The organism is Bacteroides timonensis (assembly GCF_000513195.1).
GTDB lineage: Bacteria > Bacteroidota > Bacteroidia > Bacteroidales > Bacteroidaceae > Bacteroides > Bacteroides timonensis.
Genome location: NZ_CBVI010000115.1, coordinates 1 through 17,582 on the forward strand (window position 1 = coordinate 1; position 17,582 = coordinate 17,582).

The 17,582-nt window shown below is 41.2% G+C and carries 8 protein-coding genes; 5 read left to right on the forward strand and 3 right to left on the reverse strand.

Annotation, left to right across the window (positions count from 1 at the left end; translation table 11 throughout):
- Positions 1 to 932 precede the first annotated feature (932 nt).
- The 4 genes from BN161_RS20970 (at position 933) to BN161_RS20985 (ending at position 8,437) form a co-directional block, all read left to right on the forward strand.
- Positions 933 to 2,900, forward strand: a complete 1,968-nt coding sequence (locus tag BN161_RS20970; RefSeq protein WP_044269966.1) for a cellulase family glycosylhydrolase — start codon at positions 933 to 935, stop codon at positions 2,898 to 2,900.
- Positions 2,901 to 3,014: 114 nt separating this feature from the next.
- Positions 3,015 to 3,896, forward strand: a complete 882-nt coding sequence (locus BN161_RS20975) for an alpha/beta hydrolase (RefSeq protein ID WP_044270034.1) — start codon at positions 3,015 to 3,017, stop codon at positions 3,894 to 3,896.
- 32 nt (positions 3,897 to 3,928) lie between these two features.
- Positions 3,929 to 7,162 carry a glycosyl hydrolase family 95 catalytic domain-containing protein gene (locus BN161_RS20980; RefSeq protein WP_244436586.1) on the forward strand — a complete coding sequence of 1,078 codons (3,234 nt, stop codon included), beginning with the start codon at positions 3,929 to 3,931 and terminating at the stop codon, positions 7,160 to 7,162.
- A gap of 21 nt (positions 7,163 to 7,183) precedes the next feature.
- Positions 7,184 to 8,437, forward strand: a complete 1,254-nt coding sequence (locus tag BN161_RS20985; protein ID WP_244436587.1) for a glycosyl hydrolase family 8 — start codon at positions 7,184 to 7,186, stop codon at positions 8,435 to 8,437.
- 100 nt (positions 8,438 to 8,537) lie between these two features.
- Here BN161_RS20985 and BN161_RS20990 read toward each other — a convergent pair whose 3' ends face one another.
- Positions 8,538 to 12,641 carry a hybrid sensor histidine kinase/response regulator transcription factor gene (locus BN161_RS20990; RefSeq protein WP_044269971.1) on the reverse strand — a complete coding sequence of 1,368 codons (4,104 nt, stop codon included), beginning with the start codon at positions 12,639 to 12,641 and terminating at the stop codon, positions 8,538 to 8,540.
- A 174-nt stretch (positions 12,642 to 12,815) separates the two neighbouring features.
- Between BN161_RS20990 and BN161_RS20995 the strand changes: the two genes are divergently transcribed.
- Positions 12,816 to 13,598 (forward strand): alpha/beta hydrolase, encoded by a 783-nt coding sequence (locus tag BN161_RS20995; RefSeq protein ID WP_044269973.1) that lies wholly within the window; start codon positions 12,816 to 12,818, stop codon positions 13,596 to 13,598.
- On the opposite strand, the gene BN161_RS21000 is transcribed toward BN161_RS20995, so the two are convergent.
- Together BN161_RS21000 and BN161_RS21005 are read right to left on the reverse strand one after the other, a co-directional pair.
- Entirely contained in the window at positions 13,595 to 16,489 is a 2,895-nt protein-coding gene (locus BN161_RS21000) for a helix-turn-helix and ligand-binding sensor domain-containing protein (protein WP_044269975.1), read from the reverse strand. The genes BN161_RS20995 and BN161_RS21000 overlap by 4 nt on opposite strands.
- Positions 16,490 to 16,519: 30 nt before the next feature.
- The gene (locus BN161_RS21005) at positions 16,520 to 17,578 is read right to left on the reverse strand and encodes a glycoside hydrolase family 26 protein (protein ID WP_044269977.1); all 1,059 of its coding nucleotides are present in this window, start codon (positions 17,576 to 17,578) and stop codon (positions 16,520 to 16,522) included.
- Between the last annotated feature and the right edge of the window lie 4 nt (positions 17,579 to 17,582).

The window sequence follows — 17,582 nt, forward strand, 5'->3', positions numbered from 1 at the left end:
AGAAACGGATCTAATATAAGAAGGTTGCGGCTGAAAAGGGCGACACCATTTGCCCGAAAGGGTGTAGCCATGTGCCCCAAATGGTGTAGCCATGTGTTTAAAAGGGTGTAGCCTTACCGGATAAAAGGTTATTTTGTCCGAAATATGAGCGTAAGTTTCCTTTGAAAAAGGTTTTATCCGCTACTTTCCGGTATATTCTGTTTGTTTTCGCAATGTCTATTTGATTAAAAACATACCTAAAATAGGTATTTTGAGCCTTTTATTAGAGTATTATCATGCAATGTTCTTTTTATTATCCGTATGCGCTTTCTATTTGCATTTCCCCCAATAAGGATTCCTTGCATTCTTTTTCATCAAGTGCCGCACGATGGGGAAATACTCAATCCAGACATCATTATCTCATATCTCCGCACAAAACGATAACTGACAAATAAATTCAGCTAATGGAAGTAAATATGGAGAACAAACGAGCTCCGTATCACTTCATCAGTTTCGCATCTCAAAATGTTTCGCTAATTAAATACGCTATCCACCAGATTTACCGCTTCGACTTTCTTGGATAGTAGTATAGAGCCATGATGGAATGTTTCCGAAAGAAAATGTAACACCGACATTAAAGATGTAACATCAGCGAATAACTATGTATCATGAAGATGCGGTTCGTTTCATTTCTATCCGTTACATTTGAAACCGGAAAGATTTCTAAAATAATTATTAAAGATCAAATGAAAAACAACATGAGAAACAAGAAGTCTTTTGTTAAGGAACTAATCGAAAGGAAATAATTTTAAAAAGATATATCAGTTCTCATCTTCCCGAGAACTTGATGTAATTTGTGCATTTTATAATATCTTTCCTGCATCCTCTGTGAAGAGTGTGCAGGAACACAAATGAAAAAACAGTTTTATAATTAATTACTTAAAGATATTAAAATGAAAAGGATTGTAACAGTATTTTTCTTCTTGGGCTTTATACTATTGTCATCTTGTTCCGATAATGCAATGCAAGAGGCAGTGCCGCCGGAAGAACCGGTGGAGCCCGTTGAGCCTGATCCGGAACCGGGGGATAATAATACATTGCCTCTTCTAAGTGTAGTGGGGCGTTATCTTAAGAATACGGAAGGGGAGATTGTAAATTTGCACGGCTTTACGCAGACTTACAGTCCTTTCTTCAACAACAACGCTTGGGGTAACTATGACGTGCAGGCATGTCTCAGCTATAACAAGAGAATGGTGGATGAAATCGTGGCTGCCGGTTGGAAATTCAGTTTCGTGAGGATGCATCTCGATCCTTATTGGAGCGATGATCCTGCCAAGTCATCTGTGAGATATGAGGGGCATGAGCGCTTCTCGGAAACGCGCTTCCGGAAATATCTGGATGAACTGTTTGTGCCAATGGCGGAATACTTCATTTCTAAAGGGATGTATGTTGTGATGCGTCCCCCCGGTGTGTGTCCTAACAGGGAACCTGCGGATAAATATCAGGGGATAGAAGTAGGGGATACTTATCAGCAGTTCTTATTAAAAGTCTGGGATATCGTATCACAACACTCAAAGTTGAAGAACAATACCGGAATCATGTTTGAATTGGCTAATGAACCGGTCAATATAAAAGGAACGGACGGAACTTATGGAAGTACGGGTGACGCTTGCTTTGCTAACATGAAAATCTATTTTCAAGCGATTGTCGATAAAATACGAAGTCATTGTAATAATATTATCTGGGTACCCGGGCTTGCGTATCAGTCATCCTATGCAGGCTATGCCACTCACCGTATTGAAGGTGAGAATATTGGCTTTGCCGTTCATTGCTATCCGGGTTGGTATGGCAGTGATGTGGAACAGGATAGCGGTGAAGGAATCGGCTCGCCTACAGGAGGAGGGTATGAGGCCTTTCAGCGTGGATGGGATGCGCAGGTAGGACCTGTGGCGGCTTTTGCCCCTATCATGGTGACGGAGATAGACTGGGCACCGAAGAAATATGATGCCACTTGGGGTAAAAGTATAACAGGCACGGCAGGGGGTGAAGGCTTTGGTGCTAACTTCAAGTACATAGCTGATAACTCGGGTAACGTCTCTTGGTTGTTTTTCACCACAAGGTCTCATGAGTTGGCGGCATTTAAGGATGTACCGGGTGAATCGGGTAATTATACTTTTCTTAATGATCCTGAAGCTTGTCCGTGGGCTATGTATCATTGGTTCAAAGAATATGCTGAAGGTACAATCGTGAACGGGGAGTTGGAAAAACTGGAACTGATGGGAGAGGAAGGTGAACTTCGCCTGCAAATGGGAGGTGCAAGTTATCTCAAGGTGAAAGCTACTTATTCGGACGGTACATCACGAATGGTGACTGCGGAAGCAACTGTAAGTAGTTCGAATACGTCTGTACTGAAAGTGGAACGGGCCGGTAAACTGGTGGCTGTGGCACCGGGCGAAGCGACGGTGATTGTTACTTATCAATCCGCGGCCGGAGTCAGTAAGCAGTTATCACTGAAGGTTACGGTGATTTCTCCTTTTTCATTAACAGCGGATGTGTTTAATCCGTCCATTTGGGAGAATGGCACTTTTGATGAGGCTACCCGTACTTTGGTGACAGGCCGGTATGGGTTCGGTGGTTGGCAGTATACTGACGGGCTTGATTTGTCAGGATATAAAACACTGACAGTAGAATTGGGCAATGATAATGAAAGTAGTGTTTCATTCCGTTTGTTTGATAAAACCAGCTATTGGACAAAACCTGCCACTTATGATTTCGGTTCGTCTCGTAAAGTAGTTATCGAGTTGAATCGGATGACTGATGAGAGTGGGGGGAAGATTGATCCTTCACATCTTTATATTATAGGTTTCTGGTCTACAGGTGGCAAACCGATTGTAATATCCAATATTACTTTGGCGGATTGAGTATTATCTAATATTGATATTCAAATATCTAAAATTGCAAATCAGTGATCGGATTCATGCCTTATTTTTGCAGATATATATGAATGGTCTGATAAACTTTAAATAAAAGATATGATGAAGAAGATAATTGTATGGTTGGCTGTAATGATGTATACATTGTCCGGTTATGCACAAAATGCACCTTGGAATTTTCAGAGTAAAGTAGTCACGGATACTCTTTTCAGTAAAGTGCTGAATTCAAAGCGTGCTTATACAGTTTTTCTGCCAAAGAGCTTTGAACAGAATAAAGAGAAAAAATATCCGGTCCTATATCTTTTGCATGGTATGTGGGAGACCAATCCTGTCTGGGCCGAGCGTGGACATGTAAAAGATGTGATGGATCGCCTTGTAGCCAGTGGAGAAGCATGTGAGATGATTATTGTTACTCCGAATGCCGGTGGTAATATCCATATGGAATGGAACGGATATTTTGATATGCCGGGGTGGAAATATGAGACTTTCTTTTATACGGAATTCTTGCCCTATATAGAGAAGAAATACCGGGTGATAGGTGATAAGCAGCATCGTGCCATTGCCGGTTTGTCGATGGGCGGTGGAGGAGCTACTAATTATGGTCAGCGCCATAGTGATATGTTTTGTGCAGTCTATGCGATGAGCGCCCTGATGTCTATTCCTGAACAGGGAGCAGTGCCTGCTGATGATCCGAATTCGAAGATAGCCATACTTACCCGTAGTGTTATTGAAAATAGCTGTGTGAAATATGTGATGGAGGCTGACGAGAACCGTAAGGCTGATTTACGTAATGTTGCTTGGTTTGTAGATTGTGGGGATGATGATTTCCTGCTTGATCGTAATATAGAGTTCTATCAAGCAATGCGTAATGCCGGTATACCTTGCCAGTTCAGGGTGCGCGATGGAGGACATGATTGGGAATATTGGCACTCGGCTCTTTATCAGTGTTTACCTTTCGTAACCCGGATATTTGATAAGGAATGAATATGCATATAAAAAACAATAATAGACAGATTATGAGAACATTTGTATTTACATGCTTGCTTCTTTTAGGCATGACGACATTTGCACAGGACGCGAATTTCCATATCTATCTGTGTTTGGGACAATCGAACATGGAAGGAAATGCAAAGGTAGAAGAACAGGATACAGTGGCAGTTGACAGTCGCTTTCAGGTATTAGCGGCTGTCGATTGTCCTAATTTGGGGAGAACCAAAGGGAATTGGTATAAGGCGGTTCCTCCTTTGGCTCGTTGCTATACGGGCTTGACCCCGGGAGATTATTTCGGCCGGGCTATGGTGGCTAATCTTCCATCTAATGTGCGGGTAGGAATTATCAATGTTGCCGTAGGCGGTTGTAGGATAGAACTGTTTGACAAGGATAACTATCAGTCCTATGTAGAAACTTCTCCGGACTGGCTGAAGAATATGGTAAAGGAATATGGCGGCAACCCTTATGCGCGTTTGGTTGAGATGGCAAAGCTTGCTCAAAAAGACGGAGTGATTAAAGGTATTCTGTTACATCAGGGAGAGTCGAATACAAATGATAAAGACTGGCCCTCAAAAGTAAAGGGAGTGTATGATAATCTTTTGAACGATTTAGGATTATCTGCCGCTAATGTGCCTTTGCTGGCGGGTGAGGTGGTACATGCAGATCAGAATGGCGTTTGTGCCAGCATGAATACAATCATCGACAGCTTGCCACAGGTGATTCCTACCGCACATGTGATATCTTCTGCCGGTTGCCCGGCCGCATTCGATAACCTTCATTTTACAGCCGAAGGATACCGGATGTTAGGAGCTCGCTATGCTGCTAAAATGCTTTCTATTTTAGGATATGGAGATTGGACGTCTGCTCAGAATATGAAGTTGTGGTATAATCGTCCTGCACAAGACTGGCTGGAAGCTTTGCCATTAGGTAATTCCCGTTTGGGGGCTATGGTATTTGGCGGAACTGCCCGTGAAGAATTGCAACTCAATGAAGAGACGTTCTGGGCTGGTGGACCGTACAATAATAATAATCCTAAAGGATTGCAGGTATTGCCTGAAATACGTCGCCTTATTTTTGAAGGCAAAACTTTGGAGGCTCAGAAACTCATTGATGAGAATTATATGACACCTCAGCATGGTATGCGTTACTTGACGCTGGGGAGTCTTTTCCTGAATTTCCCTGGGCATGAAAATCCTTCTGAATATTATAGGGATTTGAATCTGGAGAATGCAACTGCTACAACACGTTATGAAGTGGATGGAGTGAAGTTTGTCCGTACGGCATTTACCTCTTTGAGTGATGATGTGATTATTGTACGTATTCAGGCGGATAAGGCAAAGGCCTTGAATTTTGCCGTATCATACAGCAGTCCGCTGAAATCAGATGTACAAGTAAAGGGGGGGAAGTTGATTATTTCTTGTCAGGGAGCTGAACATGAAGGAATTCCTGCTGCTATGCGTGCCGAATGTCAAGTACAGGTGAGAACAGATGGTAAAGTGAGTAAGGAAGAAAGCACACTTGCCGTGAATGGGGCTACTGAAGCTACCTTGTATATTTCAGCAGCTACAAATTTTGTGAATTATTATGATGTTAGTGCGAACGAGTCGAAACGTGCAGCTACTTATTTGCAGAAAGCTACCCGTATTCCTTACGAACAGGCTTTGAAGAGTCATATTGCCTCTTATCGCAAGCAATATGACCGTGTGGCCTTGACTTTAGAAAGTACTAGAGTTTCTGCTTTGGAGACACCTGCCCGTGTGCAACGTTTTATGGAAGGGAATGATATGGCGATGGCAGCTTTGATGTTCCAATATGGTCGTTATTTGCTGATTTCTTCTTCGCAGCCCGGTGGACAGCCTGCCAATCTTCAAGGTATTTGGAATCATAGCCCATATGCTCCCTGGGATAGTAAATACACGATTAATATCAATGCGGAGATGAATTATTGGCCTGCTGAAGTAACCAATCTGAGTGAGACGCATGAACCCCTCTTTGATATGGTAGCCGACTTGGCAGTTACAGGTAGTGAGACTGCTAAAGTTCTTTATGATGCAAAAGGTTGGGTGGCACATCATAATACGGATATATGGCGTGCCTGCGGACCGGTGGATGCTGCATACTTCGGCATGTGGCCTAATGGAGGTGCCTGGCTGGCACAGCATCTGTGGCAGCATTATCTGTTTACCGGTGACAAAGAGTTTCTAAAGAAGTATTATCCGCTGTTGAAGGGAACTGCTGATTTTTATTTAAGTCATTTAGTGGAACATCCGAAGTATAAATGGATGGTTACGGTACCTTCCATGTCTCCTGAACATGGTTATCGGGGTTCACAAACAACGATTACGGCAGGTTGTACAATGGATAATCAGATTGCTTTTGATGCTTTGTACAGTACACTTCAGGCCAGTCGTATTCTGGGTGGAGATAAACAGTATGAGGATTCTTTGCAGGTAATGCTGAGTAAGTTGCCACCCATGCAGATTGGGAAACATAACCAATTGCAGGAATGGTTGGTTGATGCTGATAATCCGCTGGATGACCATCGGCATATTTCGCACTTGTATGGCTTATATCCCAGTAATCAGATTTCTCCGACTACAAATCCGGAGTTATTTCAGGCTGCCCGGAATACTTTGATACAGCGTGGAGATATGGCTACCGGTTGGAGCATTGGGTGGAAGATTAATTTCTGGGCGCGTATGTTGGATGGCAATCATGCTTATAAGATTATACAGAATATGCTTCATCTTTTACCTAATGATAAGGTTCAGAAAGAATATCCTGAGGGACGTACTTATCCTAATTTATTTGATGCCCATCCACCTTTCCAGATCGATGGAAACTTTGGTTATACGGCAGGAGTTGCAGAGATGTTGCTGCAAAGCCATGACGGTGCAGTACACTTGTTGCCCGCATTGCCCGAAGCATGGAAAAAAGGAAGTGTGAAAGGCCTTGTTGCCCGTGGTGGTTTTGTGGTGGATATGGAATGGGATGGCGTTCAACTGAAAAAGGCGAAGATACATTCTCGTTTGGGCGGTGTACTGCGTATCCGTTCTTATGTTCCTTTAAAGGGAAAAGGAGTGAAAGTGGCAGACGGTGCTTGCCCGAATCCTCTGTATGCACCGGCAGTTATAAAAGAACCAATCGTTTCAAAACAGATAAATCCTCAATCTCCGATTCTCTATCGTACTTATGAATATGATATTGTTACTCAGCCGGGCGAGGACTATTGGCTGGAGCGTAGTACAAAACAATTTTGAATATCTACTTAAAACCTTGGAATGATGAAACTTACAACTTTATTTGCGGTTAGTGTCAGCCTGATACTTTCCGGCTTTTGTTCACTTGGAGTTCAGGCTCATCCTGTTCAGGAAAACAGTAGTGGGGACCCGGTTCCTGCAGGAGCTTACTATACTGATAACTATCGGAATTTGTTTAATGAGTATTTAGGTATTTCTCAGCAACAAACCGACCGGAAAATGGAGCAAATCTGGAATCATTTCTTTGTGAATGAAAAAACAAAGGTTTACTATGAGAGTGATGACAATACTGCCTATATTTATGATACAGGGAATCAGGATGTACGTACAGAAGGAATGTCCTATGGAATGATGATATGTGTACAGTTGGATAAGCAGGCTGAATTCGATAAGTTATGGCGGTGGGCCAAGAAATATATGCTATATACTTCGGGCAAATGGTCGGGATATTATGCCTGGCACTGTACGCCTCATGGTGTTAAAATAGGTAAGGAGCCGAGTTGCGCTTCTGATGGTGAAATTTATTTTATAACTTCTTTATTCTTTGCTTCTCACCGTTGGGGGAATGACGGGGCATATGACTATAATCAGGAGGCTCAGAAAATATTGAAAGATGTTATGTCTAAAGATGGTTCCCAAGGCGTTTATAACCTGTTCAATACTGAGAGTAAACTCGTTACATTTGTACCGGAAAAGGTCTATTATAACTATACGGATCCTTCCTATAATCTGCCTGCTTTCTTTGAACTTTGGGCTTTGTGGTCTGACACTAATAAGGAATTCTGGAAGCAGACACCTGATGCAGCCCGTCGCTTGCTGGCTGATGCATCGCACAAAAAGACGGGTTTGTTCCCTGATTATTCTGCATTCGATGGCACTCCTTGGAAACCTAAGGATTGGGGATATGATACAAGAAGGTATCAGTTTGATGCCCTCCGTTGTGCCATGAATGTCGGTATGGATTATTATTGGTTTGGAAAAGATGCTGCTAACCAGACAGAGATGATGAGTCGATTGCTTAACTTTTTCAAGCAAGATAATTTTACGCACGAATATTTCAATGTGGATGGCTCAGCACCTGCCGGTAATTATTCAACAGGTATGATCGGTGCAAATGCTGTCGGAGCTTTTGCTCTGAATGACAAGAATCTGGCGAAAGAATGCATACAGAAATTGTGGGATGAACCATTGCCTACGGGTAAATTTCGTTATTACAGCGGTATGGTATATATGATGTCTATGCTGCATGTCAGTGGAAACTTCCGGATTGCTTGATGGATAGAACACGTAAAGTAGTATAAGTGTAATATATTGATATAATAAAGAAAGCCAGCTAATTAGTTATGTGAATTAGTTGGCTTTCTTTTTGTTCTGTTTAGTTCTGTTGCTCAATTTCGTCAGAAGAAGACTTTTGCTGTTCTTCCATATAGGTGGTGGGTGGTACTCCGTATAATTCTTTAAAAGCAGTAGAAAAATATGCTATATTAGTAAAACCTGTAAGGGTAGCGACTTCAGTAATGTTATGATACTGGTTTGCCAATAGTGATGCTGCTTGTTTCAGGCGGACATTGCGTATTAAGTCGCGGGTCGACTGGTTGGTCAGCTCTTTTAGCTTACGGTGCAAATGTACGCGACTGATACCTACTTCAGTTGCTATCATTTCAACATTCAAGTCAGGATTACCGAGATTGTCATTAATAACTTTCATCACTTTATCAAGCAGCCTGTCGTCAGGTGATTGGACTTTTAGTTTCTTCAACTTCTGTTCTTGCATCTGACTACCACTGAAACTATTGCGCAATACTTCTCTGCTCTTGATGAGGTTGATAGCCGTTTTTCTCAGTATTTCGATACTGAATGGTTTCACTATATATGCATCTGCTCCCATGTTTAAACCTTCCAGGTTATCTTCTTCCCTTGATTTGGCCGTCAAGAGGATAATTGGTATATGGTTGATGGTTACGTTCTGCTTTATTTTTTTGCAAAGTGTCAATCCATCCATTTCAGGCATCATGATATCACTGATAATCAGATCCGGTTCTTTTTTTAGAATAATTGCAAGTGCTTCTTTTCCATTAGTACACTCGCTCATGTGGAAATCACTTGCCAATTCGTGGCAGATGTATTTTCGTATTTCTTCATCATCTTCTACTACCAGAACACGATTCTTTGTTCTGGAACGTATTTTTTCGTCTTCTTCATCAACAGGAGAAGTGGGTAGGGCAGTTGTGATATGTACGGGAGAATTATTCTCAGCCGGGTTATTATCTATTTCTTCAGTGTTCAGATGTTCCTTGCCTAAGGGCAATCGTATAATAAAGCGGGAGCCCGGTTTCCCCTCATTATTTTCTGCTTCTATTGTTCCATGATGTAGTTCTATTAATGAACGACTTAGATGCAATCCGATACCAGTACCTACATTAGAGTTATTGTGGTTATTACGGATTTGATAGAAACGCTCAAAAATTCTTCCTATCTCTGCAGGATCAATTCCGATTCCGCTATCTTCCACTATTATTTCAAAATAATGTTGTAAAGAGCGGGAGGCATTCATATCTTTACCTGTACGGAGATAAATATTGATTACTCCGTTTTCCGGTGTAAATTTGAATGCATTGGAAATTATGTTCAGGATAACTTTATCAAAATTTTTAGGATCTATCCATGCCTGTAAGTTTTCCATCTTTGTTTGAAAACTAAGAGTGATATGTCTGGCATTTGCTTGATATTCGAAGGTATAGCATAAATCCCGGATGAAGCCTACGATGTCCATCTCCTGAAATTTCAGTGACATTTGCCCTTTATCAATTTTTCGAATATCCATTAGCTGGTTAACCAGACGAAGAATACGTTCAGCATTCCGATAAATAGTATGATAGTTCTTCTGTCGCTCTCCATCTTTATCAGTAGAGATAAGCTTTTGCAGTGGGCTTATGATGAGAGACATCGGGGTACGTATCTCGTGGGATATATTGATGAAGAACTGTAATTTGGCTTCATTGATTTGCTCTGCGTGAATATGCTCTAATATCTCCTGGCGGGCACGGTAACGATGGCGTACTTGGATGACGATGATATAGATGATGGCTATCAGCAATATCCCATACATTAGTTTGGCCCATCCAGATGCATACCATGCCGGGTCAATGGTGATACGTATTTCTCTAATATCAGAATAAGAGTCATTATCTTTTGCTTTTATCTGGAATGTATAGTCACCCGGACTTAAGTTGCTGAATGATACTCGGTTGATACCTTGTTGTAAACTAATCCAGCTTGTATGGTTAATGCGATATATATAGGTAATTCGTTCCGGACTGAAAAACTCCATGGCTGAAAATTCTATGCTGAAAGAATTATCTTTGTGGGAAAGCTGGAAATGATCAGCATCCATTACTGCAGTAGTGACAATGTCTTTACCTCCTGATTCCATCCCTTTCTTTACCATTTTATCATGGATATAAAAGTCTGTGATCCGAATCTCAGGCTTTTTGCTTGAGTAGGTTATTTCTGCCGGATTAAAATAAGTGATGCCGTTTGTACCTCCAAAAATAAGTTCACCTTGTTGACATGCAAAGCCGGCTCCTTTGCTGAATTCATTACCTTGCAATCCGTCACTTGCATAGAAATTAATGAAACTCTGGTTTTGGGGGTTGAACCGACTGATTCCATAATTCGTACTGATCCAGAGATATCCATTCGTATCTTCCTTGATTGCACAGATATAATTGCTCGGCAAACCGTCTTCTACTGTATATTCGCGAATATCAAGACTTTTGGGATTGAGGTGTTTTAATCCTTTAGATGTTCCTATCCAGATGCTTCCATCACTACCCTCGTGAAGGGCATAGATTACGTCTCCATATAATATTCTTCTATTTTTCAAAGGAGAGATGAAATCCATGGTCTTTATGTCCACGCATCCCAAACCGTCATAAGTTCCTATGTACAGTTTGCCTTCATTAGTGTATAAGAGACTGTTTATCCATGAGTTATGTAGCATGTTTACTTTTGTCCAGTCGGTGCTATTATTGGCAAGCATCGGGCAACGGACTACTTTTCTGGTATTGATATCCATGTAAAATAAGCCACCTCCCATGGTTCCTATCCACAATGTCTTATTGTCATCTTCTGCAAAGCAATATATGTTCTCTGTCAGATTAGACGGCTGTTCCGATAGCTTCAGATATTCGCAACGACCGGTCTTGGGATCCAATCGTGTCATGCCGTGAAGGTAAGAGCCTATCCACAGATTGTAGTTGGAATCTTCGAAGATACTCATGATGGTTGCAGGAACAGAATGTGGATCATCTGTAGGGGTAAAGTGCGCTTTCAGCGTGTTGTCCGGAGCAATTGCATAGATTCCATCGTTGTCAGTACCTACCCAGAGTGTTCCGGTGTGATCTTTGTATACTGACATGACGCAGTTAGAACCGATTACATTATGTACGGAAGATTTATAGCCCATGTATTTGAATTCGTTTGTCGTGGCAGGTATAATCATAACTCCTTTCTGGAAAAAGCCTAACCATATATTTCCTATTTTGTCTTTCAGAATGGAATGTACTTTGGCTTTTTTCAGGTTAAATGTAGTGATATTAAAATTGGCTTCTTTTATCTTTTGTTCTTGAGTATCATATACTTTCATTCCCGAACCGTCTGTACCGATAAATATCTCATTCTGATCTCCGGGATATAAGATTTTAATAGGCAAATCTGGATTAGGAGTATATGTAAGGGGAATAAACACATCTTTTTTGTCATCATATATAAATAACCCTTTCTTTAAGCTACTCATATAAAGATTACCCTGTTTGTCTTCACACATACTTGAAACTGTATTCTTGGCTATGTCTTCTTCGCCTGAATAGTGTTTAGATTGGTTGTTTTTATCAAAACGAAAGATGCCATTATCTCCTGTCGCTATCCATAAATTCCCTTTTCTATCTTCATATGCATAAGTAATCAGATTACTGGAGATAAACCGGCTTATTTGCCTGGCTTTTATGCTGTCTCCCCTTGTTTCCAGTAAAAACATGCTATGCCCTGAGGTTCCTATTAGTATTTCTCCATTATTGCGTTCAAGTATTGTTGCTATATTGGGGTCTATCGAAGCTCCACTGGAAAGGTACATCGGAATGGTGGTAAAACTGGCTGTTGCCCGATCATATATTTGTAGTCCATTCAGAGATCCTATGAAAAGGCGCCCTTGCTTGTCTTCATAGAGTGTACGTACGTAGTCGTTAAGTAGAGAATGGGGATTACTTTTTTCATTTCTATAAACGGTGAATTTAGCACCGTCATATCGATTCAATCCATCCTCTGTTGCAATCCATATTATTCCGTCACGATCCTGGTATATTTTATTGAGCATACTGCTTGATAGGTCTTTATCAACCGTGAACATCTTTCCTTCCTGTCCATGAGATGTGCTAGATAAGCATAAACCTAATAGGCATAAAATAAATACAGTCTTCATAGTTATTAATTTTATGCTCGCAAATATACTTAATATCCGCTATATTTCCTTTTAAAATATGAACTTATATGTCGAATTTCTTATTCAGAGTTTGCGGGGCTTTTATGTTTTTATTAATTTTGAATTCTGTGTAAATGGTAGATACCATGTCAATTGAAAGTAACGAATTGGAAGATGAACAAGAGAGAAGCCAACGAGCAGATGGAGAGACAACAACCGTGTTATTATCCACGGGAAGGTGCGAGTACTATTGTTGTTTTCATACATGGTATAGTGGAAGGACCGGATCAGTTTCTAGATTTAATGAAACGAAGCTTCGAACTGGGTTTTGCTTCTTCTTCTTTGCTACTACCGGGACATGGCAGAACAGGAGAGGAGTTTGCACGCAGTAGCAGACAGCAGTGGTTGGAACATGTCAATGCAGAAATCGCCCATTATAAGAAAAACTATAATTCGATTATTTTGGTTGGGCATTCTATGGGTAGTCTTTTGTCGTTTCTTACTTATACCGAGAGCCCGGAGCAAATAATAGGCATAGTAGCTATAGATACCCCTTTATATGTGAGAGTTAAAGGTAGAGCTCTCAGAAATAATCTGAAGGTAGGCTTCTGCAAAGAAATCCCGGAAAGTGATCCTGCTCATGCTCTATTGGAGGCGAGTAGTGTAGCTCCTTGTTCCATACTCACTTATTTGAGTTGGGCACCGAGAATGATTGACTTGTTTTGTTTGATGAAGAAAACAAGAGAGGTACTACCTCAGGTCTCTATTCCTACATTGGTCTTTCATGCAGATGATGATGAATTGGTAAGTGCTTCCAGCGTGAAGTGCTTCGAGAGAACAATTCCGGAGAAGTACTTACAACTTGTTCACTTAAAAGAGTCAACTCATTTTTTTTATGGAAATGTGGACTGGGATTTGCTTTATTATACTTTTAGCCACTTTCTACAATCCTGTTAGAAGTTTTGCAAAAACTTCGACAGGCTCTCTTCCCGTGACAAACCTAATTTCTTTCTAAGCCTGTATCGTGCTGATTCCATACCCCGTTCCGATAGATTGAATAGTGGTGCAACTTCTTTGGTGATTAAATCCATACGGATATATGCGGCTAATTTTAATTCGCTGGATGTAAGATCGGGATAACGCTCTTTCAGGCGGCTGAGAAAGTTATTGTGTACGATGTTGAAGTTATTTTCCAACTTCTGCCAGTTATCTTCGTCTTCGATATTGGCATGTACTTTCTCCAGAAGTCTGTTCAATTTACGCAAGGCGTCTTTGGTCTGTTCTTTACGGAGGTAGGCAGAAATTTTCTGGAGTTCGTCTTGCATGAAAGTGAAAATTTCTTGCTTCTGGATTACATAGAACATGGAATTTGAGACTTCTTGGCTCTTTAATAATAACTCTTGTTGAAGCTTGTTGTTTTCCAGTTCAACGATCCTCTTTTCCTGTGCAAGAGCTTCCTCTTTTAGTTTGAATTCCCGTTTAAGGCTTTCTTCCTTCAGTTCATCCAGACGTTTTTGGTGTTGCTTGTTGAATCTCTGGTTCAATAGTTTATAGATTCCATATCCGAGTGCAACAATGAGAAGTACGTACAAGATGTAAGCATAAATACTTCTATACCAGGGTGGAAGAATTCTGAGATGAATTTCTTCTACCTCCGTCTGGTGGGTATGATGATTGTAGGCACGTATAAGGAAGGTATAATTTCCTTCTTTCAGTCCAGTATATTCTTTTATGCCTGAAGCATTCAATGCCAGCATTTGTTCATCCAGCCCTTTTAGCTGGACGGAATAAGTGATTTTATCATAAGAATTAGTATTCGGATTCATTTCAAACCGATATGAAGCGTCCGGACGATATTTTCTTAGGATAGTCTGATGCTGTTTGTCAGTTGGAAAGCCATTGTAGAAATAAGAATCTATTTCTTCATTGCTGGAAGAGATTATTACTTTTTTAATAAGGAACTTGTAACTGTTGGAGAGGGATGACAATGAATCTGTGGTGATACGATAAAGACTGAAACCATCCAGAGTGCTGATAATACAAGTAGCCGAGTCCACTCTGTTGATACTTTCGAAGGTACCCATCAGATTGTTTTGCAAACGGGTGGTACTGACAGAATCTGTTATATAACCATGCGGAGTAATATAATTGATTTTCAGTTTACCGGACTGCATATACCATACACAACTGTTTTCTTCATTGCTGACTACACGAAGATAATCTCTGTTACCTATACGCTGATTCCATTCTTCGGATAATTCGAATTCCTGCCTGATGGGGTTATAACGATAGATACCGGAATCTGTTGTGAAGTAAACACGGCCTTTGTCTTTAAACAGATTGGTCTGGTAAGAGTTATTCTGATTCGGATAATGCTGGCAGGATATTACTTTACTATATTCCGAATCTAATTTGACCGCACTTAGACCTGTCCCATGAAATATCCACCAAATATCATCATATTCATCATATTCTACATAGCGTACCGAGAGATTAAAACCTTTTATTTTCCGTGTGGATATCCAGAGAGGTGCAGATTCCGTGCCTTTGTTTTCTAGTAAAACCAATCCGGTGTAGCTGCCTGCCAGCACTTTGGATTTATTTTCTCCGACCGGTGTAAAGTTCCAAAAGCCATTTTCACCTATCAGGGGGATGGCCGTTCCTTCTTCAATCATAAAGGCTCCATTATTGTGACCGCAGAATAGAGTTTTTCCAATGGCAGTCAGATTCCAGACTTGTCCATCGGCATTCTTTACGGGACGGAGAGCCAGGTGGCGGATGTCTTTGATAGGCCAGGGGCTATAATATAATCCCTGGTTCGTTCCGAAATAGATGTATCCATTATGAATAATCGACGCGTAGCCTACTCCGTAATTCTGGTTTCCGGTATAGAGGTTTGATAATGGGCTGTTGGTTTCCAGATAACTGATGCCATTGTCAAGTCCTAACCATATATTATCTCCTTCGGTCACGTTCAGACTCAGTACGGAATTGTTTTGTAGTCCCGACCGAATATCATATTGCTCAATCTCTCCCGTAGGAATATCTGCAATTATCAGTCCGCTCTTAATCGTCCCGATATAAATCTTGTCATCCTTTATTTCTGCGCAATACAGCTGACTGGATTTGAGTAACGGATCATTTTGAGTGATGAGCGGAACAGTTGTTGAATTGTCATAGATATAAATGCCATGATATTCAGTTATCAGTAATAGCTTTTGATCCTGATAGGGGAGTATTTCGCTGATATGGTAGTTACTGATTTTTTCCGTACTTGCCAACGGTATAAATAACTGTCCGGTTTGCAGAAATACCCCCGCGTTTTCCTTGAACACATATAAATTTCCGTTTATATTGGCGGAGCAGAGCATACGTTCCTTACTTTGGATAACAGTAATTTCATCGTTCGTAAGTTTGAATATATGGTTGTAGGATACAAAGTAGATGCTATGATCTATGCAATAGATATCCCATACATCACTGAAATTTCGATACTTATCTTCCAGACTGTCGGATAAGGAATGATAGTGCATAGCTCCCTTTTCGTCCGGCGAGAAATAACCGAAATTGTTGAATGCTCCTACATAGATACGTTCCTTGCCGTCATGGTAAGCCGTCCGGATAATCATGCCATTGCTGAACAGATGCCATGAGTAACCGTCGAACTGTAGTAACCCTGAGTTGTTGGCTGCATAAATCCAGCCGTTGTTGTCACGGGTGATTGTCCAATTCTGCGTGCCCCCACCATACTCCATACGGCTGATGTTATTGATATAAGGTAACCAGTTCTTTATGGAGTATGCATGAACGGAGAAGATGAGTAATAACAATATCAGTGTGTATTTCATTTCAGCCTCTTTTGCTCCAAAAATATAAATTTATTCAATATGAGCTATCGGTTCATGGATATATCTTTCCATTTTCATTTTCTCTTTCCACTTCACAGTGATGTCCGGATTGATCTGTAACCGTGCATCTATATTGCTGAAAATCACCGTATCCCCTTGCCACATTGCTTCTGAAGGCCAATCTGCATTGATGTATGAAAATGCTTTCACGACATCCGGATTACTCTCCACTGTATTGAACAGTTCCTTGTACCAGGTACGCCAGGCATGATTGGCCTGTTCCGGATTGGAAAGGCGTAACTCGGAAGCTACAACTCCCTTTTCCTGGAACATAGGAGTAGATTCCGCAATAAAGAGTGGCTTGCCATGTTTGCGAGCTAGGTCTATCATAGTCTGGCAACGCCCCTGGGCAAACTGGCTGTATGCAAACCAATCTACATATTCATCACCGGGGTAATATTGATAAAGTTCATCCATACTGCTTTTGCCTCCGGTGGATTGCCAAACATAAGCTACATTGGATATGTTCAGTGAATCGAATAGGGTATGGATACGGCGGAAAGCTGTAATGTAAGCTTCTGGTTGATAGTGGTTCCAGGCATGCCCGTCGAATTCATAGCCGATGCGCAGAAATACTCTTCGGGGGGCAATGTTTTGTATCCATTCTCCCAAGCGAATGATATAACTGTCATGTTCTCCGCTGGCTACTTTTTCTTCATGGTTTACTAATTCAAGACCGATGGCTACGTCACAGTCTTTAAGCAGGGGAGATGCAAGTTGTGCGTCCGCAAAGCAATTGCCTGCACCCCAATTGGCATTCGATGTAAGCCCGTCAAGTCCCTGGTAAGTATATCCGTAAGATACATCTCCTGGGCGGATGTTGGTATAGATGGTTATACCTGCCGGAGTTCCGAAGAAGTCAACATATCCTTCTTTCCCTTCTATACCGCCTATTGCTTCCATATCCTGACCGATGAAAACCAGGCACTTGCCGTCTTCCGGCTCGAACTTGGCATAGTTTACGGAAGACTTCTTGTTTGTACAAGCTATGGCACAAAGAACTATAGCGAGATAAAATAGCTTTTTCATATAG

Coding starts and splice junctions, on each gene's coding strand:
- BN161_RS20970 (WP_044269966.1), top strand. CDS start 933: ATGAAAAGGATTGTAACAGTATTTTTCTTCTTGGGCTTTATACTATTG.
- BN161_RS20975 (WP_044270034.1), top strand. CDS start 3,015: ATGAAGAAGATAATTGTATGGTTGGCTGTAATGATGTATACATTGTCC.
- BN161_RS20980 (WP_244436586.1), top strand. CDS start 3,929: ATGAGAACATTTGTATTTACATGCTTGCTTCTTTTAGGCATGACGACA.
- BN161_RS20985 (WP_244436587.1), top strand. CDS start 7,184: ATGATGAAACTTACAACTTTATTTGCGGTTAGTGTCAGCCTGATACTT.
- BN161_RS20990 (WP_044269971.1), bottom strand. CDS start 12,641: ATGAAGACTGTATTTATTTTATGCCTATTAGGTTTATGCTTATCTAGC.
- BN161_RS20995 (WP_044269973.1), top strand. CDS start 12,816: ATGAACAAGAGAGAAGCCAACGAGCAGATGGAGAGACAACAACCGTGT.
- BN161_RS21000 (WP_044269975.1), bottom strand. CDS start 16,489: ATGAAATACACACTGATATTGTTATTACTCATCTTCTCCGTTCATGCA.
- BN161_RS21005 (WP_044269977.1), bottom strand. CDS start 17,578: ATGAAAAAGCTATTTTATCTCGCTATAGTTCTTTGTGCCATAGCTTGT.